General features: G+C 48.7%; 22 protein-coding genes, 10 tRNA genes and 1 riboswitch. Of the genes, 7 read left to right on the top strand and 25 right to left on the bottom strand.

Annotated elements, in window-relative coordinates; translation table 11 throughout:
- A partial coding sequence (locus ACRPK8_RS15480) for a hypothetical protein (RefSeq protein ID WP_432238946.1) occupies positions 1 to 181 on the top strand: 181 nt, incomplete at its 5' end.
- Positions 182 to 184: 3 nt separating this feature from the next.
- Here the strand turns inward: ACRPK8_RS15480 and ACRPK8_RS15475 are convergent.
- The 19 genes from ACRPK8_RS15475 to acpS form a co-directional block, all read right to left on the bottom strand.
- A tRNA-Ile gene (locus tag ACRPK8_RS15475) sits at positions 185 to 261 on the bottom strand.
- A gap of 18 nt (positions 262 to 279) precedes the next feature.
- Positions 280 to 356, bottom strand: a tRNA-Arg gene (locus ACRPK8_RS15470).
- Positions 357 to 360: 4 nt separating this feature from the next.
- Positions 361 to 447: transfer RNA gene (locus ACRPK8_RS15465), tRNA-Leu, on the bottom strand.
- An 18-nt stretch (positions 448 to 465) separates the two neighbouring features.
- Positions 466 to 541, bottom strand: a tRNA-Lys gene (locus tag ACRPK8_RS15460).
- 6 nt (positions 542 to 547) lie between these two features.
- Positions 548 to 619, bottom strand: a tRNA-Gln gene (locus ACRPK8_RS15455).
- Positions 620 to 623: 4 nt separating this feature from the next.
- Positions 624 to 699: transfer RNA gene (locus ACRPK8_RS15450), tRNA-Asp, on the bottom strand.
- Positions 700 to 735: 36 nt separating this feature from the next.
- Positions 736 to 811, bottom strand: a tRNA-Val gene (locus ACRPK8_RS15445).
- Between the two features lie 3 nt (positions 812 to 814).
- A tRNA-Glu gene (locus ACRPK8_RS15440) sits at positions 815 to 889 on the bottom strand.
- A 50-nt stretch (positions 890 to 939) separates the two neighbouring features.
- Positions 940 to 1,031, bottom strand: a tRNA-Ser gene (locus tag ACRPK8_RS15435).
- A 7-nt stretch (positions 1,032 to 1,038) separates the two neighbouring features.
- Positions 1,039 to 1,113: transfer RNA gene (locus tag ACRPK8_RS15430), tRNA-Asn, on the bottom strand.
- 149 nt (positions 1,114 to 1,262) lie between these two features.
- Complete coding sequence (locus ACRPK8_RS15425) at positions 1,263 to 1,703, bottom strand: SprT family protein (RefSeq protein ID WP_432238945.1); 441 nt, start codon at positions 1,701 to 1,703, stop codon at positions 1,263 to 1,265.
- Positions 1,700 to 3,820, bottom strand: a complete 2,121-nt coding sequence (locus tag ACRPK8_RS15420) for a Tex family protein (protein WP_432238944.1) — start codon at positions 3,818 to 3,820, stop codon at positions 1,700 to 1,702. Before ACRPK8_RS15420 ends, ACRPK8_RS15425 begins: the two co-directional genes overlap by 4 nt.
- Positions 3,821 to 3,883: 63 nt before the next feature.
- Positions 3,884 to 4,681, bottom strand: coding sequence for an RNA polymerase sigma factor SigB (sigB, locus tag ACRPK8_RS15415; protein WP_023469620.1), 798 nt, complete (start codon positions 4,679 to 4,681; stop codon positions 3,884 to 3,886).
- Entirely contained in the window at positions 4,647 to 5,129 is a 483-nt protein-coding gene (rsbW, locus tag ACRPK8_RS15410) for an anti-sigma B factor RsbW (protein WP_432238943.1), read from the bottom strand. Before rsbW ends, sigB begins: the two co-directional genes overlap by 35 nt.
- A complete protein-coding gene (locus tag ACRPK8_RS15405) occupies positions 5,126 to 5,452 on the bottom strand; it encodes an STAS domain-containing protein (protein WP_432238942.1) in 327 nt (108 codons plus the stop codon). Before ACRPK8_RS15405 ends, rsbW begins: the two co-directional genes overlap by 4 nt.
- A 194-nt stretch (positions 5,453 to 5,646) precedes the next feature.
- A complete protein-coding gene (locus ACRPK8_RS15400; RefSeq protein WP_023469623.1) occupies positions 5,647 to 5,997 on the bottom strand; it encodes a type II toxin-antitoxin system PemK/MazF family toxin in 351 nt (116 codons plus the stop codon).
- A 3-nt stretch (positions 5,998 to 6,000) separates the two neighbouring features.
- A complete protein-coding gene (locus tag ACRPK8_RS15395) occupies positions 6,001 to 6,165 on the bottom strand; it encodes a hypothetical protein (protein WP_235184624.1) in 165 nt (54 codons plus the stop codon).
- 199 nt (positions 6,166 to 6,364) lie between these two features.
- Positions 6,365 to 7,438, bottom strand: coding sequence for an alanine racemase (gene alr, locus ACRPK8_RS15390; RefSeq protein WP_432238941.1), 1,074 nt, complete (start codon positions 7,436 to 7,438; stop codon positions 6,365 to 6,367).
- Entirely contained in the window at positions 7,416 to 7,796 is a 381-nt protein-coding gene (gene acpS / locus ACRPK8_RS15385; protein WP_432238940.1) for a holo-ACP synthase, read from the bottom strand. Before acpS ends, alr begins: the two co-directional genes overlap by 23 nt.
- Positions 7,797 to 7,864: 68 nt before the next feature.
- On the opposite strand from acpS, the gene ACRPK8_RS15380 reads away from it, so the two are divergent.
- Complete coding sequence (locus ACRPK8_RS15380) at positions 7,865 to 8,605, top strand: rhomboid family intramembrane serine protease (protein ID WP_432238939.1); 741 nt, start codon at positions 7,865 to 7,867, stop codon at positions 8,603 to 8,605.
- A gap of 51 nt (positions 8,606 to 8,656) precedes the next feature.
- Here ACRPK8_RS15380 and ACRPK8_RS15375 read toward each other — a convergent pair whose 3' ends face one another.
- The 3 genes from ACRPK8_RS15375 to ACRPK8_RS15365 are packed head-to-tail and all read right to left on the bottom strand — an operon-like array spanning position 8,657 to position 9,705.
- Complete coding sequence (locus ACRPK8_RS15375) at positions 8,657 to 8,920, bottom strand: hypothetical protein (protein ID WP_432238938.1); 264 nt, start codon at positions 8,918 to 8,920, stop codon at positions 8,657 to 8,659.
- Positions 8,921 to 8,939: 19 nt separating this feature from the next.
- Positions 8,940 to 9,440, bottom strand: coding sequence for a hypothetical protein (locus tag ACRPK8_RS15370; protein WP_432238937.1), 501 nt, complete (start codon positions 9,438 to 9,440; stop codon positions 8,940 to 8,942).
- Positions 9,430 to 9,705 (bottom strand): 4a-hydroxytetrahydrobiopterin dehydratase, encoded by a 276-nt coding sequence (locus tag ACRPK8_RS15365; RefSeq protein WP_023469630.1) that lies wholly within the window; start codon positions 9,703 to 9,705, stop codon positions 9,430 to 9,432. The genes ACRPK8_RS15370 and ACRPK8_RS15365 overlap by 11 nt, the downstream gene beginning before the upstream one ends.
- A 163-nt stretch (positions 9,706 to 9,868) precedes the next feature.
- On the opposite strand from ACRPK8_RS15365, the gene ACRPK8_RS15360 reads away from it, so the two are divergent.
- Positions 9,869 to 10,402, top strand: coding sequence for a cysteine hydrolase family protein (locus ACRPK8_RS15360; RefSeq protein ID WP_432238936.1), 534 nt, complete (start codon positions 9,869 to 9,871; stop codon positions 10,400 to 10,402).
- A 17-nt stretch (positions 10,403 to 10,419) separates the two neighbouring features.
- Positions 10,420 to 11,871 (top strand): nicotinate phosphoribosyltransferase, encoded by a 1,452-nt coding sequence (locus ACRPK8_RS15355; RefSeq protein ID WP_432238935.1) that lies wholly within the window; start codon positions 10,420 to 10,422, stop codon positions 11,869 to 11,871.
- Positions 11,872 to 11,915: 44 nt separating this feature from the next.
- Here ACRPK8_RS15355 and ACRPK8_RS15350 read toward each other — a convergent pair whose 3' ends face one another.
- Positions 11,916 to 12,242, bottom strand: coding sequence for a hypothetical protein (locus ACRPK8_RS15350; protein WP_432238934.1), 327 nt, complete (start codon positions 12,240 to 12,242; stop codon positions 11,916 to 11,918).
- A 141-nt stretch (positions 12,243 to 12,383) separates the two neighbouring features.
- Between ACRPK8_RS15350 and ACRPK8_RS15345 the strand changes: the two genes are divergently transcribed.
- Entirely contained in the window at positions 12,384 to 12,875 is a 492-nt protein-coding gene (locus ACRPK8_RS15345) for a YwpF family protein (RefSeq protein ID WP_432238933.1), read from the top strand.
- Here the strand turns inward: ACRPK8_RS15345 and ACRPK8_RS15340 are convergent.
- The gene (locus ACRPK8_RS15340) at positions 12,872 to 13,462 is read right to left on the bottom strand and encodes a histidine phosphatase family protein (RefSeq protein WP_432238932.1); all 591 of its coding nucleotides are present in this window, start codon (positions 13,460 to 13,462) and stop codon (positions 12,872 to 12,874) included. The two genes, ACRPK8_RS15345 and ACRPK8_RS15340, sit on opposite strands and share 4 nt — an antisense overlap.
- Before the next feature lie 17 nt (positions 13,463 to 13,479).
- Positions 13,480 to 14,469, bottom strand: a complete 990-nt coding sequence (locus tag ACRPK8_RS15335; protein ID WP_432238931.1) for an alpha/beta hydrolase — start codon at positions 14,467 to 14,469, stop codon at positions 13,480 to 13,482.
- Between the two features lie 170 nt (positions 14,470 to 14,639).
- On the opposite strand from ACRPK8_RS15335, the gene ACRPK8_RS15330 reads away from it, so the two are divergent.
- Complete coding sequence (locus ACRPK8_RS15330) at positions 14,640 to 15,617, top strand: metal ABC transporter solute-binding protein, Zn/Mn family (protein ID WP_432238930.1); 978 nt, start codon at positions 14,640 to 14,642, stop codon at positions 15,615 to 15,617.
- Positions 15,618 to 15,685: 68 nt separating this feature from the next.
- Positions 15,686 to 15,790, top strand: a riboswitch (SAM riboswitch).
- Between the two features lie 81 nt (positions 15,791 to 15,871).
- Positions 15,872 to 17,182 carry a Na+/H+ antiporter NhaC family protein gene (locus ACRPK8_RS15325; protein ID WP_432238929.1) on the top strand — a complete coding sequence of 437 codons (1,311 nt, stop codon included), beginning with the start codon at positions 15,872 to 15,874 and terminating at the stop codon, positions 17,180 to 17,182.
- Positions 17,183 to 17,269 lie beyond the last annotated feature (87 nt).

Genomic DNA, 17,269 nt, shown 5'->3' with positions numbered 1-17,269 from the left:
AGGCACGCCGCCAGCGTTCGTCCTGAGCCAGGATCAAACTCTCCATGAAGTGTTTGACTTGCTCGTTGTTGTGACCGAAGTCACGATTGACGAAGCTTGCGCTTCATTCGTTTTTGTATTCCGTAGAATACGTTTTTTGCCTCATCGTTCAGTTTTCAAAGTTCGTCGTTGTTTGTTTTGAAAATGGTGGGCCTAAGTGGACTCGAACCACCGACCTCACGCTTATCAGGCGTGCGCTCTAACCAGCTGAGCTATAGGCCCGTCAAAGCAAACAAAATATGGTGCACCCTGAGAGATTCGAACTCCCGACCCCTTGATTCGTAGTCAAGTACTCTATCCAGCTGAGCTAAGGGTGCGATATGGTGCGGTCGAGAGGACTTGAACCTCCACGATGTTGCCACCACTAGGCCCTCAACCTAGCGCGTCTACCGATTCCGCCACGACCGCAAAATATGAAATTAAAGATGGTGTGTCATGCAGGATTCGAACCTGCGACCCTCTGATTAAAAGTCAGATGCTCTACCAACTGAGCTAATGACACATAAAACTGGGCTGGAAGGGATCGAACCTTCGCGTGCTGGAATCAAAATCCAGTGCCTTACCACTTGGCTACAGCCCAAAGATGGCGGTCCTGACGGGATTCGAACCCGCGATCTCCTGCGTGACAGGCAGGCATGTTAACCGCTACACCACAGGACCGCAATTTGAAGTTGTAAACAACTCTTATAAAAGAAATGGTGGAGGATGACGGGATCGAACCGCCGACCCCCTGCTTGTAAGGCAGGTGCTCTCCCAGCTGAGCTAATCCTCCATATGGTGACCCGTACGGGATTCGAACCCGTGTTACCGCCGTGAAAGGGCGGTGTCTTAACCGCTTGACCAACGGGCCATCTAAGTAATCAATAATTATTCTCAAGAAACATTTTCACATAAGAGGTCTGGCGGAGATGGAGGGATTCGAACCCTCGCACCAGTTTCCCGGCCTACACCCTTAGCAGGGGCGCCCCTTATAGCCACTTGGGTACATCTCCAAAAGAATGGCTCCGCAAGTAGGATTTGAACCTACGACCTACCGGTTAACAGCCGGTTGCTCTACCGCTGAGCTATTGCGGAACGTTACGTTCTGTTCGGAACACTTTTATATAGTAGCAACTTTTTTTCTTTCCGTCAATGCTTTTTTAAAAAAGTTTTTAGCGACGATAAGTTGTTTAGTTGCTGTCGTTTTGACGACTTCTATAATTTATCATGCTCCGAAATGAACGTCAACTACTTTTGTAAAAAATCTTTCCCCGACATCGACCACATCGATATCTTTCCGTATTCATGCGTCTTTTCCTTCTATATAATGTGTTGCATTTCTCACATTCATAAAGATAGGATTTTTTTTCGTCTTCTTGTCTTCTCGGACTGTATCGTAAGCCTCCATAACGCTTTAGCCAATCCTTGAAGTCTTGATCTTCGTGACGATGTCCCATTCCCGCTAGATGTAAATGGTAATGACACAGTTCATGAATCACGATTCCGCGGAAGACTTTCATGTCATCTGTATATCGTTTGTTGAAGTCTAAGTGATGATCCCCTAAGAAGTAGTGACCACCTGTCGTCTTCAATCGTGGATTAAAATAAGCTTCATGTCGAAACGGCAAGGAAAATACGTCGAGCGAAAGCTGCTCGACGTATCGTTGTAATTGTTCGTTCGTCATTTCGGCGGAACCAGTGTCAATCCAATCCGCCCCCGCTCCGGTTCAACATTCGTCACCCATACGGTTACGATATCTCCCACAGCAACAACATCAAGCGGATGTTTGACACGCTTACGACTGAGCTTCGAGATATGAATCAATCCATTCTCTTTTACTCCGATATCCACGAACGCACCAAAATCGAGGACGTTACGAACTGTTCCTTGGAACTCCATCCCGACTTGGATCATATCCATCGATAGAACATCTTGGCGAAGCAACGGTTTATCGAGCGCTTCCCGTGGGTCACGCCCCGGACGTTGTAACGCTTCGATGATGTCACGTAATGTCGGTTCCCCGATTTCGAGCGTCTGTGCCATCTCCGGTAACGACAGTGTAGACAATCGTTCGCGAACTGCATCCGTTCCAACTTGATCGAACGTTAACCCTAGTGTCTTGAAGAGCTTTTCGACTGTTTTATACTGTTCCGGATGGATCGGCGTCCGGTCAAGTGGATGCGTACCTTCTAGAATGCGTAGGAATCCTGCAGCCTGCTCATAGGCCTTTGCACCAAGACGCGGCACTTTCAATAATTCCTGACGTGTCTTGAACGTCCCAAGTTCCGAGCGGCGTTCGACGATTTTTTTCGCTGTCGCCTTCGTGATTCCTGCGACATAACTCAATAGCGGTTCGGACGCTGTATTCACATCAACTCCGACTTGGTTGACGACCGTCTCGACGACAAAATCAAGCGTCTCCTTCAGTTTTGTTTGTGAGACATCATGCTGGTACTGACCGACCCCAACCGATTGTGGATCGACTTTGACGAGTTCAGCGAGTGGATCCTGCAAGCGACGCGCAATCGAAATTGCCGATCGTTGTTCGACCTGGAGCTCCGGGAACTCAGTCCGTGCAATCTCTGACGCAGAGTAAATACTCGCGCCTGCCTCGTCCACGATCGTAAAGGCAATATCCGTCTGTCCCTTCATCCAGTCTGCAACAAACGCTTCCGTTTCACGGGAAGCTGTACCGTTACCAATCGCAATCAATTCAATACCATACGTGTCGACGAGCTTTGAAAGAGTTTGGCGTGCTTCTTTTGCTTTTTGCTCTGACATCGTCACGTAAATGACGCCGACTTCCTTCATCTCACCTGTCGGATCGATGACTGCCCACTTACACCCTGTCCGGTAAGCCGGATCAAGTCCTAACATGACTTTCCCTTTCATCGGTGGCTGCATGTAGAGTTGACGGAGGTTCTTACCGAAGACGTCAATCGCCTGAAGTTCTGCCTTTTCAGTCAGTTCGTTCCGGATTTCTCGTTCGATGGCAGGAAAAACGGATTTTTTATACCCCGTCGTGATTGCCGCTTCGACGATGTCACGTTTCTTTGGCGCCAGTTGTGCATAGGAACGAAGTAACGTTGGTAAAACCTGCTGTTCCTCTAACACCACTTTCACAGAGACGATTTTCAATGCTTCCGCGCGGTTGATCGCCAGAATCCGGTGCGGAACGATCTGTTGAATCCGCTCACTGTAGGCATAATACTGCGCAAAGACGCCTTTTTCATCGACTGCATCCTTTTTCTGTTTCGTGACGATTTCTGCTGAACGGCGCACTTGCTTACGAATGAACTCACGCACTGTCGCTTGTTCGCCCCATTCCTCGGCAATGATCGATTGTGCTCCGGCAAGTGCTTCTTCCGGATCGAGTGTACCGCTCAAACGCTGGAATGTTGCCTCATCATAGGCAGACTTGTCGCGTAACCAGTCAGCGAGCGGCGCAAGTCCTGCTTCTCTTGCAATTTCCGCCTTCGTCCGACGTTTTGGTCGAAACGGTAAGTAAATATCTTCGACTTGTTGTAACGTCGTCGCTTCTTCGAGCGTTCGACGCAGTTCAGGCGTCAGTGCCCCTTGTTCCTCGATTTTTTCAAGGACGTCACTTCGTCTACTTTCGAGTTGTGTTAATTGTTTATGTCGGTCGAGGATCGCTTTAATCGCGACCTCATCGAGTTCACCTGTCTGTTCTTTCCGGTAGCGGGCGATGAACGGAATCGTACCGCCTTCTTCCGTCAATTGTAAGACTGCCTTCACTTGAGCCGGACGTACATTCAATTCGCTTGCGATTCTCTTTTCCATCTGCTTCACCTCTCATTCATTATACCGAAGAATGCCTGGAAAAGAAAAAAGACTGACACGAGGTCAGTCTTTTGAGAATACTTCATTTGGTTCAACTTTAATCGCTTCACGTAACTTCTGCAAAGCACGTCGTTGGAGACGGGACACATGCATTTGTGAAATGCCGAGTAATTCGCCCGTTTCTTTTTGGCTCATATTGCGGTAATAGGCACATTCGAGAATCGAACGTTCGCGGTCAGTTAAGACAGCAAATGCCTTCTCAAGAATCAGACGCTGGTCGACAGAGTCATAACCATTCTCTTGATTACCGACGAGGTCGAGCAAGGTAACGGTACTACCTTCCTGATCTGCCTCAATCGAGCTATCGACGGAGAGAGCTTGATAACTCTTACCCATCTCGAGTGTTTCAAGGACTTCCTCTTCTGACACTTCAAGGCGCGCAGCAATCTCATCGATGCGTGGAGAGCGTTGTAGCTCCGTCGTCAACTCTTCAACCGCCTTCTTGATTTTTGGTCCGAGTTCCTTGATGCGACGTGGCACGTGGACGCTCCATGTCTTATCGCGGATGAAACGTTTGATTTCTCCGATGATCGTCGGCACCGCAAACGATTCAAAACTGCGACCAAATTCTTTATCGAATCGGCGAAGTGCTGCGAGCAACCCGATCATGCCGACCTGAACGAGATCGTCATGAATCGGTCGACCACGCGAGAACTTCCGGGCCAAAGCTTCTACCAAGTCTGAATAACGCTCGAGTAATGCCGCATGCACTTCCTCATCTTGGTCGTCCTGCTGATACAAATCAATCAGTCGAAGTACTTCATCATCACTGTGATGGCGTTGTTGAGACTTTGCTGGCACTTTGACCCACCTCATCTCTATTCATATATTTTGTCATATGGACAGTGACGCCGTTCGCTTTCTCGATCGTTACTTGATCCATCAGTGCTTCGATCATCAAGATACCGAGTCCTCCTTCATGCAAGGAATCGAGATCATGTGCATCGGTGATCGGTTCGCTTTGGCGTTTGACTTCATCTTTATCGAACGTGATCCCGTTGTCTTTGACGATGATTTCAAGACGGTCATCCGGATAGACGTTGCACGTTAATGCCATACTGCCCTCTTCTTTTCCTTCGTACGCATGTTGCACGGCGTTCGCACAGGCTTCTGAAACTGCAATCTTAATGTCTTCGATATCATCATACGTATATCCCATACGATTCGCGACACCAGAGACCGTTAAGCGAGCGATTGCGACATACTCCGGTTTTGCCGGCAGCGTCATAGTTAATTGTTCGTTCTTCATTGCGTTCCACCTCTTACACCACTATCGATTGAAATGATGCTTGAAAGACCTGTAATTTCAAAGAGACGACGGATACGTTCCGATACACCGACGAGTGTGAACGATGTGCCGTTTTTCTTTGATGCTTTTAAAGCACCGACGAAAACGCCGAGTCCTGTCGAATCCATGTAGTGTACTTCATCCAGGTGCACGATGACATCATTCGTCTCGACTGCCGGGACTAACTCTTGGCGGAGCTTTGGTGCTGTATACGTGTCAATCTCTCCTGCAATATAAAGATGTGTCTGACCGTCAAGCTGCTCTGTTTTAATTGTTAAATCCATCTTCAAGTTCCTCCTCAAGGAAAAGCTGTCTATGTGGTCTTTCTGTTTATCCTACCTCATCCCTTTATAAAAAGGTCACTTGGGTATGTTTCCCCAAAGTAAAAATCTTAAAACCTATTTTATAAAAAAAGAGGTCAAAAAAAGTCGTATACGCTAGTATCGACTCTTCTTGGATTGCGCTTCTATGTAAGTGCCTAAAAATCAACCAAGCCTAAGCTAATGGCGACGGCACTATTTACTTTCATCATCGTGTCTGGATCTAGATGTGTGACTTTATCCGTTAGACGGCGTTTATCAATTGTCCGGATTTGCTCAAGTAAGATGACCGAATCACGTTCTAATCCGTGTCGCTCTCGATATACTTCCACATGGGTCGGTAGTTTGGCTTTGTCGATCTGTGCCGTGATCGCAGCCACGATGACTGTCGGGCTGAATCGGTTACCAATATCATTTTGTAGAACAAGCACGGGACGAACTCCCCCTTGTTCCGATCCGACCACAGGTGACAAATTTGCATAAAACACGTCGCCACGTTTGACTATCAAAGCTTACACCCCGCTTACTTGACGTAGGAGTGAGAACTCCGCCTCCGTTTCAATCTGGAACATTTCGCCTACGATCGATAAATTGATTGCTGCCATTTCTTCGTAACCACGCTTCAATTCCTCACGTAGCTGACGCTTGCGTTCTTCGGTCGTATGGTTCGACTTCATCCCAATCGTCTCCTTCGCTACATTTCGCTCAACAAACTGCATTTCCCGTTGTTGGACCAAGATAATGGCACCTCCAGATTCACTGAAACCTTAACGAACGACTCACTTTCTACTTCAATATATCAGTCGAATTCAGAAAATACAATCAAAATTCAAACAAATAACATATTTTTGCCATCTTATTGATGTCTTGTACGAATCATTGACGCGGAACACGCTTCGAGAATTGACAGAGAACTTCATAGTTGATCGTCCCGAGCCAGTGCGCTGCTTCTTCAATCGGTGCCCCTTCTCCAATCAAAATGACTTCCGTGCCGATCGGATATTCCCGCGGCAAACGAATCATGAGTCGATCCATGCAGACGCGACCGACGATTTCGCACGGTAAACCATCTACGATCAATGAATAGCCTTGGAACTTGCGTGACCAGCCATCCGCATACCCGATCGGAACGGTACCGATCCATTCATCCGTCGGTGCCGTATAGGTCGCCCCGTAGCTGATCGTTTGACCCGGTTCGACCTGCTTGACCTGCATCAGGCGACTCTTCAGGGAAAAAGCTGGTTTTAAGAATTCATAGTGATGCACCATCTCGTCCGACGGCATTGCTCCGTACAATGCGATACCGACCCGAACGACATTGAAAGGCGCTTGCCCCGCCAAGCGGATCGCTGCCGCTGAATTGGCACAGTGCACATATCGAATATCGGGCACGTATTCAACAAAGGACAAGAACGTCTCGAGCTGTCGTTCGAACAAGCGACTGTCCAGCTCATCCGCTGTCGCAAAATGTGTATAGATGCCTTCGAGTTCCACGAGATCGTCATCACATTCTTCAAGAATCTGCTGCAACTCATCAGTGTGTTGCAGACCGAGCCGTCCCATTCCCGTATCCACTTTGATATGCAGACGTAACTGATCGACCTCGGTTAAGTGTTGTTTCGCTTCCCGTAACCAGTCTGCTGCGAATACAGGAACAGCGACATCATAATTCGAGGCGACGGGTGCATGTTCCGGTAGTAAAGCTTCAAGCATCAAGATCGGTGCTTGAATCCCCGCTTCCCGCAACTCAATTGCTTCCTCAAGTAAGGCGACAGCGAGTAAGTCCGCTCCGTTCTCAAGAGCGATCTCAGCGACCGTGATTGCTCCGTGGCCGTAACCGTCCGCCTTGACGACCGCCATCACCTGTTGCTCCCCCATCCGTGCCTTGATCTCTCGTATGTTATGTGCGATCGCTTCCCGATCGACTTCAATCCAAGTTGGTCGATACATCCCATTCCCTCTTCTCTAATAAGACTTGCGCAGACGCATAGTGCTCCGAATGTGTGATCGAGACGTGGATGACCCCATCAAATGGTCCGGTCATGATGGGTCTTCCCGTCTCATCGTTTAAGACTTCGACGTCCTGCCAGGAGACTTCTTTTCCAATGCCGGTTCCGAATGCCTTGACGAACGCTTCTTTTGCCGCGAAGCGACCTGCAAGATACTCGATCCGCCGATGCCCTGCGAGCATCTGAAACCGCTTCTGCTCCGCCTGCGTCAAAATCCTTTCGGCAAAACGGGTTTGCCGCTCGAGCGTCTGTTCGATTCGCTTCAGTTCCACCAAATCGATTCCAATCCCATAAATCATCCGAGGCGCCTCCACAGTTCTATTCTTCGCCATCTTCATATAGAATGAAGATGAAGCGAGGTGTTGTCATGTTTAGTCGAACGGAAAACCTACAAACGTTCACACGTTCTTATCCGGTCGTTTCGTTGTTCATTTTAATCCAAGTCGCCCTGTTTGTCATCGAACAGTTAAGTACACTCCTTAATCTGACGTTTTCTCCTTTAAGTGCTGGTGCATCCGTCAATCTCTTGATTGCACAAGGGGAATGGTGGCGTGTCGTCACGGCGACGTTCTTGCATTATGATTTTTGGCATATTGCGTTCAATACGTTCGCGCTCGTCATTTTCGCACCGCCACTCGAGCGGATGATCGGGCATGGTCGATTCGCAGCCTTTTATTTGCTCGTCGGTACGCTCGCGAACATCTTGACGTACTTCACGAAAATCGATGAGCCGTTCTACGGACAAGCGGGAGCATCCGGCGCCATTCTTGGTCTGCTTGGTTTTTATGTCTACTTGAGTCGCTTCAAACGGACGGTCATCCTAGCAGATGATACCCGGCTTGTGTACATCTTCACTGCAGTCACGGCAGTCTTTACGTTACTCGGGTCGAACGTCGCTGTCTTTGGTCACTTGTACGGTTTTGTCCTCGGATTCCTCTTCGGATTCGTCTTTGGTAACCGTGCCGTTCCGTTCACACGCCCGTTCCAAACCGGTCGTCGTTCGAGCGGTGGTCCTGTCTTCGTCAGCGGTTCTGGTCAATTCGGTCGGATCTTCTTCTATATCATCATCGCCTTTGCCGTACTCGGATTATTCTTCCGCTACTTGTAAAACGCCATACAAAAAGGGACTCCGCTACAGTGCGTGAGTCCCTTTTTAGTCTTATTTGCGAAGTACTTCTGCTAAGTCCTTCACATCGTCAATCAGATTATGGATCGTTTCCTGATTGTCCGTATAAAGTGCTTTTAATTCATCAAAGCGTCCTTTCGGATCCTGTTTGACCGCAGACAGCTGTGTACCTGCGCCGCTAAATGTCCGTTTCACTGCTGCGAATTGCGCTTGGCGCGTATCTTTATGCAGTAGTGATAAAGTAGCGCCGACAAGTGCGCCACCGAGTGTTGCTACGACAAAATAGTTCTTTTTCATCTGTTAGTCCCCCTGCATCTCACTCATTTGTTGGTGGTACGATTTGATATCGTTTCATGACGGGAGAAGGCGCGAACGACTTCCCTGCTTCTTCAGCATACTGGTCTACCGTAAGACGTTCAACAGATTTCGCATAACGTGCACCATCTCCTGACTCGCTGAACTGGATCAACAAGACGAGATCCGTGTCTTTTTCGACACGACCGATCCGAAACGCCTGGAATCCTTCATACTCCGCACCGATGACTTTTGGATTGGACATCACCTGATGTACGAACAAATCCCCGCTGTTTTGATCCGCCGGAATCGACCAGTAGAAAAGATGACCCTCGTCCGAGAAATTTCCCCGGGACTCAAGCAACGTATACGTGTTACCGCTCTGAAACGGAGATTTCCCGTCTGTCTCCATCCAAAGAATGGCATCCCCGCTACCGCTCGCAACACGAATCTGTGGATCGCGCGAACGGATTTTTTCGACAAATGAACCGCTACCGAATGTAATGGAAAGTTTAGATGGCATCACAGGCCTCCGCGAGTTGAAAGTCTTTTTCCGTCAAACCATTTTCATCATGTGTCGTCGCCGCAAGCGTCACGTTCTTATAATCAATCACGATCCGCGGATGATGATTTAAGTTTTCGGCGATACTCCCGACTTCCTGTACAAAATCAAGTGCCGCAGGAAATGATGCGAGTGTGTAGGTCCGGACGATTTCATCGTCGACGACACTCCAATCCTGCAACCGTTCCAGGCGCTCTTCCACTTCATACTCATTCAACCTAGCCATCCCTTTTTCCTCCTCTACTATCATTTTCGTCCTATACCTTATACCCCATTCATCTGCTTCTCTATACCTGTTTGTATCCGATTTCTTCCTTTTGCCTTCTGTGTGAGATAGAGTACAATGTGAAAGAGAACACTAATTCATATACGGAAAGGGGCTCACGCATATGCGCGCTCTGATTGTCATTGATTACACGATCGATTTCGTTGCTGATGAAGGAAAGCTGACTTGTGGAAAACCAGGACAGGCGATTGAAGATCGAATCGCTACGTTGATGGAGGAATTTTCAACGGAGGATTACGTCGTCATCGCCAATGATATTCATGAGGAAGGCGATACGTTCCACCCAGAGACCGTCCTTTTCCCTCCGCACAATATCCGCGGCACACATGGACGTGATCTTTTCGGAAAAGTCGCTGCCATGGCACGGGTCGCCGATCACGTCATCGACAAGACGCGTTACAGTGCGTTTGCCGGAACGGACCTCGATTTACGCTTGCGGGAACGGAATATCCGCGAAGTCCACCTCGTCGGTGTCTGTACGGACATCTGTGTCCTTCATACAGCCGTCGATGCCTATAATCTCGGATATCGTATCGTCGTCCATGCGGATGCTGTCGCAAGCTTTAATGCGGCAGGTCACGAATGGGCACTCACACATTTTAAACAATCGATCGGCGCAGAAGTCGTCGGCGAATAAGAAGGGATCTGTCCGTCATGTTACAACGTAATCTTGCACTCCATACCGATCTGTACTTACCGCGTTGGATGTATATCTATTGGAAAGAGGGACGTCATAACGAACGCGCCGTCTTTGATGTCTACTACCGTTCGAATCCGTTCGAGGGAGGATATGTCGTCTTTGCAGGTCTCGAGAACATCATCGAGTACATCCAGACACTCCGTTTCACGGAAGAAGATATCACGTACTTGCAAGAGATGATCGGTTTCCCCGATGAATTCAAGGACGAACTGCGTCAGTTCAAGTTCAACGGCTCGATCTCAAGTGTCAAAGAAGGAGAAATCGTCTTCCCGAACGAACCGCTGATTCGGATTGAAGCCCGAATTTTTGAAGCAAAACTGCTTCAGACGGCGATTTTGAATATCGCGAATCATGAATCACTCATCGCAACGAAATACGCACGCATCCGCCAATCGGCTCCCCGTGCCAAATTCCTAGAAGCCGGTGCACGCCGCGCCCAAGGCATCGATGCCGCCTACTTCGGAACACGTGCGTCTTACCTGGCTGGTTTTGACGTCACAAGCCTTGCTTCAGCAGGACGTGACTTCGGTATCCCGTGCGGCGGAACGATGGAGCACGCCGACATTCAATTCCATGATGATGAACTGACGGCATTCCGGACATTCGCTTCCCATTATCCGGATCAGGCGACGCTGCTCGTCGATACGTACGATACGCTCAAAAGCGGTCTACCGAATGCGATCACGGTCGCAAAAGAACTGCAGGCTAATGGTCATAAACTGCGCGGCATCCGGATCGACTCCGGTGACTTATCCTACTTGTCAAAACGCGCCCGTAACATGCTCGACGAGGCCGGCTTCCCGGAAGTCGATATCGTCCTGTCGGGTGACCTCGATGAATATGTCATCCAGGATTTACGGATCCAAGGGGCACAAGCCAACACATTCCTCGTCGGGACACGCGGTATCACGGCATACGAGCAGCCTGCTCTTGGAATGGTCTATAAGCTGGTCGCACGCGAGATCAACGGCGAACTAGCACCGGTCATCAAAGTATCCTCTTCGAAAGCGAAGACGACGACCCCGCACATCAAGGAAGTCTACCGGATCATTGATCCGGTGACGGATAAGTTCAAAGGGGACTACGTGACGTTGATGGATGAGGATCCGTCGCAGCTCGATGCCGTCGATTTAATCGATGTCCGCGATCCGTCGTTCCGTAACCGCGTCGAACAGTTCAAGGTCGAGCGGTTGCTCGAACCGATCTTCAAAGATGGAGAGCTTGTTTACACAGTACCGACGATTGAAGAGAGCCGCCATTTCCACGAGACACAGATCGGACGCCTGTGGGAAGAATACAAACGGCTCCGTTTACCAGAGATTTATGCCGTCACATTCAGCGACCGCCTCTGGAAGCTCAAACTCGACATGATTCGGGATACACGACTTGCCAGTGGTTTAAAATAAGGTATAAGAAAAGCGCCATTCGTCTGGACGAATGGCGCTTTTTATCATGTCAATCCTGCTTCGTTTCCGACAGGTGTCATTTCTGATGGCGCTTGTTCCATCTTCTTACGAAAGTACCACGCGAAACCGAGCGCACCTCCGATGAAGACGATATACGTGATGCGTTGACCGAATTCGGCTAAGGAATCTGCGTAAAAAATACTGATTAAATGATCACTTCCACTAATGAGTAGCAAACAGGCAATCAGGAGCGCAATGCGGTATGCAAGCGTCGGGCGGTCTGTCGGTTCAGCATGCCAATACATGATGATATGATGGGCAAGTAGTACGATACCCAGGATTCCTAATATTCCAATGAGTACTTGCGGCATAATGAACGATCCTCCTGTTAATAATATCTAGTCTTATTTAAACATAGTTCATACGACTTTCGTCAGGAAAAGTTTCCCGTTCCACTTTCCTCACGGTATACTGTAGAAAAATCGTTAGTGATCGAAGGAGGGCATTTTTCCATGAAAACCTTTAAGCTATGCACACTACGCATTTTAATGGACGAGTCAGGGCGCGATACGACCATTCCTGTCGCCATTCAGGACGGCTTGACCGTCAGTACGGAACAGACTGCTCAATGGGTAGCTGAAATCGTCGTGGCACCGAGCGAACAACCGATCATCGATGAACTGTTCGCAAAACATTTACGTGCCTTGATCGAAATCACGATCTCACGACCCGATAATGACCCTGCCGCGATGATCGTCACGCCTCTTGAACGGACTGCCTTAAGTGAACATGTCTCTTACGTCTTCACCGGTAAGATGGTCATGATGAAAAATGATTTATCCGAATCGATTTTACGGGAAGTCGTCGAGGACGGCTTCAAGGGAGAAGAACTCATCCAAGAATATAAGGACCGTCGTTCCAAACGCGGGGCGCACATCACGAGTATCGCTAAGGAAACATTCAAGCAATATCTCGCTGAACACCCGGAAGCACCGGTTTCTTAAGGTTTTTCGACTTCATCCGTAATATGATCCGCTACATTGATCCGGTCGATCGTATAGTAATCCGTATAGCGGATATAATTCGCACAGGCGTTTTTCAAAGGCGTCCGGTAGCTGAACGTCTCATCGATCGATGATAAGGCTGCCTTGATCGTATGGGAGTGGCAGACGATTAAAATCCGTTTGCCTCCATATTGTTGCGTCACTTCCTGTAACACTTCGAACACGCGCTCCTGGATTGCCTGCTCCGTTTCAAGTCCCGGCACGCGTGTCGTATCGTTCGCTTGGACAGCCTCATAGATGGCTGCGACCGGTTCCCCTGAAGCAGCACCGAATTCGCGTTCGACGAGTCGTTCGTCCGTTGCTGTGATCGTTAACCCAACAGCACGACCGATGATTTCGGCCGTTTCAACGGCGCGTGATAACGGACTTGCAAGCAACACATCCCACTTTTCATTCGCTAGATAAGCGGCACTAAGTTCCGCTTGTCTTTTTCCCGTTGCATTCAACGGGATATCTTCTCTTCCTTGGATCCGTTCGTTTAAGTTCCAATCCGTCTGACCATGGCGCACTAAGCAAATTTCAGTCATGTCTCTGTCTCCTTCATTCAAGAAATATGACTGATTGTATCATGTTTTTCATCCGGAAGTTGTCTTGGTGGTAACAGCAGGACTTGACAGGTAAAACGTTCGATTCGTTCAAGTAACCGTTCAAGTTTCAGAGGATTTTCGGTTTGGGCGAAACTCGCAAGGGAATGCGTACCGTTTGGAAATGAGAATAGTCGGACATCCGCTCCGACATCCGCTCCTTTTTCAACAAAATGCAACGCCTGCGAAAACGGAACGATCGGATCTTTTTTTCCGTGCAGGAGCATGATCGGGGGGGCATCAGACGTCAAATGCGTCACTGGCGAGACATGTGTCATTAACTTCCGCCATTCCTCTCTTCCACCCTTATAGAATTTAATATGAGCAATCCAAGTCTGAATGAAGTTGAACAGTAAGAAATTCGTAGGCGGATACAACGCAACGACACCACTGATCAGCGGCATCTGCCGCTCATCTCGTTCACCGATAAAGGCAGACGGGGCAAGTGCCGTCGTCAACATCAAGGCAGCGCCAGCCGAATCACCCCATACCATCATGCGTCCCCGAAGGATGCGTAGCTCTTCCGCTTGCTGATTCAAAAAACATAAAGCATCACGTACATCTTCTAAGTTGTCCGGAAAATAACTGCCTTCTTCGAATAAACGGTAATCAATGCTACAAACAGCCACTCCAAGCTCAAGCAACCGATCTACGATGGGACTGAAGCAAAACATATCCTTCCGCTCTCCACGTACGAATGCTCCCCCATGGGCATAGATAGCTACCGGAAATGGTCCGTCTCCGGGTGGATAATAGAGGTCGAGCTGTAAAGTACAGTTCCCCGTCTCTTTATAAACGAGCGTCCGCGGTGCAAGTTGTTTTTCTGTAATTGGCAATTCAGGTTCCGTCCAGCGAAGCAACGCACCGTAGTTATTCCAGATGCTCGCTCCTGCTGCAGCTGTCGTTAATAACGCAGCTCCCCCCATCAGCCATGCCGTTTCCCGTTTCACTTGATCACCTCCAAAATACACTACGAGATTCTTCACTTTGTTATTCTTTTACCCCGTTTTAAAAGAAGTCGAACGTCTTAGTATTCCTACTTGACGCCTCACGGACGTTCCGCTATAGTGAAAAAGTCCAAATCGGAATTATTACGTTTTAACAACGGAGGGAATATAAAATGAAAAAAGTCATTCCTGCTTTAACCGTCGCACTGGCGAGCGCAAGTATCCTCGCCGCTTGCGGATCGAACACTGATTCGTCGACTTCAGATGACAACCAGACGGAAGTCTACACATCGACGTTCGCAACGGCTGCCATCGCCCGTGAAATCGGTGGTGATCAGGTAAACGTCAAGATGATCGTTCCACCGGGTGCAGATCCTCACTCATATGAACCTACTTCCAAGCAACTGACCGAGATTGCTAAAGGGGACTTGTTCCTTTTGACAGGTACGACACTCGAACCGTACTCCAAAAAAATTCAAGAGAGCTTAAAAGGAACGGACGTCCGTTTTGTCGAGACAAGTAAAGATGTCCACTTGCTTGAATCCGATGCCACTCTTCATGCGCACGCAGAAGACGGACATGATGATCATGCAACGGATGAACACGCATACGAAGAAGACGGGCACGACCACGGAAAATACGATCCGCATGTCTGGCTTGATCCGGTCAATGCCAAAGCGATGGCACGCTCGATTACGACTGCACTGTCAAAAGAAGTACCAAAAGAGAAGGCAACGTTCGAAAAAAACTTGAAATCCTTCGATCAACAAGCTGATGCATTAGATAAAGAGTTCAAGCAGGCCGTCACTGACGGCTCGAAAAAGGAACTTCTCGTCACGCACGCTGCATACGGTTATCTCGCTGAACGATATGGTTTTACACAACTTCCGATTGCAGGTATCTCCCCGTCAGATGAACCGTCACAAAAACAGCTAGCGGCGTTAGTCAAGGAAGCCCGGATGCATGATTTGAAATACGTCGCTTTCGAAGAGACAGTCTCACCGAAGGTCGCGCGTGTCATCCAAAAAGAAATCGGCGCTGAATCGGTGACGATCCATAATCTCGAGTCAGTGACGAAAGCGCAACAAAACAGCTCGTATTTCAAGTTGATGGAAGAAAACGTTGCGACATTAAAACAAGCACTTCAGTAAAGTACAGTTGACACGCGTTACTCAATGCGGTACGGTAAGAAACGTGTTTTAGACAATTGAATGACTTCTTTTTATCGCGAGAAACGGAGGGACTGGCCCAATGATGTTTCGGCAGCGGACGATTTGATTCGTACTGTGCCAAATCCAGCAAGCGTAAGCTTGAGAGATAAGAAGAGCGTCTTTACTCGATAAAGACCGCCTTCTTTCTTGCGAAGGGGTCTTTTTTTGTATCTTTGAGAAACGAGGTGTCAACAATGAATGAAACGATCACGCCTAACAAATGGGCACTGCTTCCGCTCGTCGTGTTCCTGGTCCTCTTCATCGGAGCCGGGATCTTCTATGACGACTTTTACAAATTCCCGATTCTCATCGCCGCTTTGATCGCTTTAATTTTTGCTGCCGTGACGACGAAAGGATCGATTAATCAAACGGTCGAACGGATTGCAACCGGTGCCGGAAATCCAGACATCATGATCATGGTCTTCATCTTCTTATTAGCCGGGACGTTCTCCGGAACGGCAGAAGCGATCGGTGCGATTGATGCAACCGTCAATGCTGCCTTGACGTTCTTACCGCCATCGCTCCTCATGAGCGGACTATTCATCATCGCTGCCTTCATCTCGATGGCAATGGGAACCTCTACCGGAACGATTGCCGCCCTTGCACCGATCGCTTTCGGTATTCATGAAGCGACAGACATCAACGTTGCGATCGCAGCTGCTGCCGTCGTCGGGGGATCGATGTTTGGCGATAACTTGTCATTTATCTCCGATACGACAATCGCTGCCGTCCGGACACAAAAAACGAACATGCGTGATAAGTTCCGGACGAACTTCATGATCGTTCTTCCGGCTGCTATCCTGACAATCATCCTACTGGCGTTCGTTTCCGGATCAGGGGATGTCGTCGAAGCTAAGGCATTCGAGTTCTACAAATTGATTCCATACCTCGCCGTCATCGTTCTTGCGATCTTTGGCGTCAATGTCATCCTCGTCCTCATCGGGGGAACGTTACTCACCGGCATCATCGGAATGGTCGACGGTAGCTTTGGTTTAAGCGGCTTCGTCCTTTCGATGTCTGAAGGGATGTTAGGGATGGCGGAGATTTCCATCTTGACGCTTCTCATGGGGGGTCTTGTCAGCTTGATTACATTTAACGGTGGTATTGCCTACCTGAAGGAGATGTTGACGCGCAAGATTTCTAAGCGTCGCGGCGCCGAATTCAGCATGGCGGCACTCGTCAGCGCAACGAACCTCGCAACGGCCAACAACACGATTTCCATTTTGGTCGCCGGACCGCTCGCTGCCGAGATTGCCGACACGTATGACGTCGATCGAAAGAAATCTGCAAGTATTCTCGACATCTTCTCTTGTGGTATCCAAGGGATCATTCCTTACGGTGCACAGCTTTTGATTGCAGCAGAATTAACGAAGACGGCTTCACCTGAACTGATCCCGTATCTGTTCTATCCGTTCCTGCTCTTCATCTGTGGATCAATTGCCATTTTCTTCGGTTTCCCGCGTATGAAAAAATCTGCTGCGAAACAAGAAAAAATATCTTCATGAATTTGAAAACGGGGTTGACTCAAAAAAGAATGACTCGTCTTTTCACGCCCTTTCCTCAGGCGAGACACAAGCCAGTTTTCCTGCTTC

Source organism: Exiguobacterium sp. TDN 0502 (assembly GCF_050846835.1).
Lineage (GTDB): Bacteria > Bacillota > Bacilli > Exiguobacteriales > Exiguobacteriaceae > Exiguobacterium_A.
Note: the sequence above shows the minus strand (reverse complement) of the source record. Positions and strands in the feature narration are given on the sequence as shown.

Bases quoted from the DNA above. Each gene is read 5' to 3' on its own strand.
- ACRPK8_RS15425 (WP_432238945.1), bottom strand. From the start codon at position 1,703: ATGACGAACGAACAATTACAACGATACGTCGAGCAGCTTTCGCTCGAC.
- ACRPK8_RS15420 (WP_432238944.1), bottom strand. From the start codon at position 3,820: ATGGAAAAGAGAATCGCAAGCGAATTGAATGTACGTCCGGCTCAAGTG.
- rsbW (WP_432238943.1), bottom strand. From the start codon at position 5,129: ATGAAGAACGAACAATTAACTATGACGCTGCCGGCAAAACCGGAGTAT.
- ACRPK8_RS15405 (WP_432238942.1), bottom strand. From the start codon at position 5,452: ATGGATTTAACAATTAAAACAGAGCAGCTTGACGGTCAGACACATCTT.
- ACRPK8_RS15395 (WP_235184624.1), bottom strand. From the start codon at position 6,165: ATGAAGTCGAACCATACGACCGAAGAACGCAAGCGTCAGCTACGTGAG.
- alr (WP_432238941.1), bottom strand. From the start codon at position 7,438: ATGTATCGACCAACTTGGATTGAAGTCGATCGGGAAGCGATCGCACAT.
- acpS (WP_432238940.1), bottom strand. From the start codon at position 7,796: ATGATTTATGGGATTGGAATCGATTTGGTGGAACTGAAGCGAATCGAA.
- ACRPK8_RS15380 (WP_432238939.1), top strand. From the start codon at position 7,865: ATGTTTAGTCGAACGGAAAACCTACAAACGTTCACACGTTCTTATCCG.
- ACRPK8_RS15375 (WP_432238938.1), bottom strand. From the start codon at position 8,920: ATGAAAAAGAACTATTTTGTCGTAGCAACACTCGGTGGCGCACTTGTC.
- ACRPK8_RS15370 (WP_432238937.1), bottom strand. From the start codon at position 9,440: ATGCCATCTAAACTTTCCATTACATTCGGTAGCGGTTCATTTGTCGAA.
- ACRPK8_RS15365 (WP_023469630.1), bottom strand. From the start codon at position 9,705: ATGGCTAGGTTGAATGAGTATGAAGTGGAAGAGCGCCTGGAACGGTTG.
- ACRPK8_RS15360 (WP_432238936.1), top strand. From the start codon at position 9,869: ATGCGCGCTCTGATTGTCATTGATTACACGATCGATTTCGTTGCTGAT.
- ACRPK8_RS15355 (WP_432238935.1), top strand. From the start codon at position 10,420: ATGTTACAACGTAATCTTGCACTCCATACCGATCTGTACTTACCGCGT.
- ACRPK8_RS15350 (WP_432238934.1), bottom strand. From the start codon at position 12,242: ATGCCGCAAGTACTCATTGGAATATTAGGAATCCTGGGTATCGTACTA.
- ACRPK8_RS15345 (WP_432238933.1), top strand. From the start codon at position 12,384: ATGAAAACCTTTAAGCTATGCACACTACGCATTTTAATGGACGAGTCA.
- ACRPK8_RS15340 (WP_432238932.1), bottom strand. From the start codon at position 13,462: ATGACTGAAATTTGCTTAGTGCGCCATGGTCAGACGGATTGGAACTTA.
- ACRPK8_RS15330 (WP_432238930.1), top strand. From the start codon at position 14,640: ATGAAAAAAGTCATTCCTGCTTTAACCGTCGCACTGGCGAGCGCAAGT.
- ACRPK8_RS15325 (WP_432238929.1), top strand. From the start codon at position 15,872: ATGAATGAAACGATCACGCCTAACAAATGGGCACTGCTTCCGCTCGTC.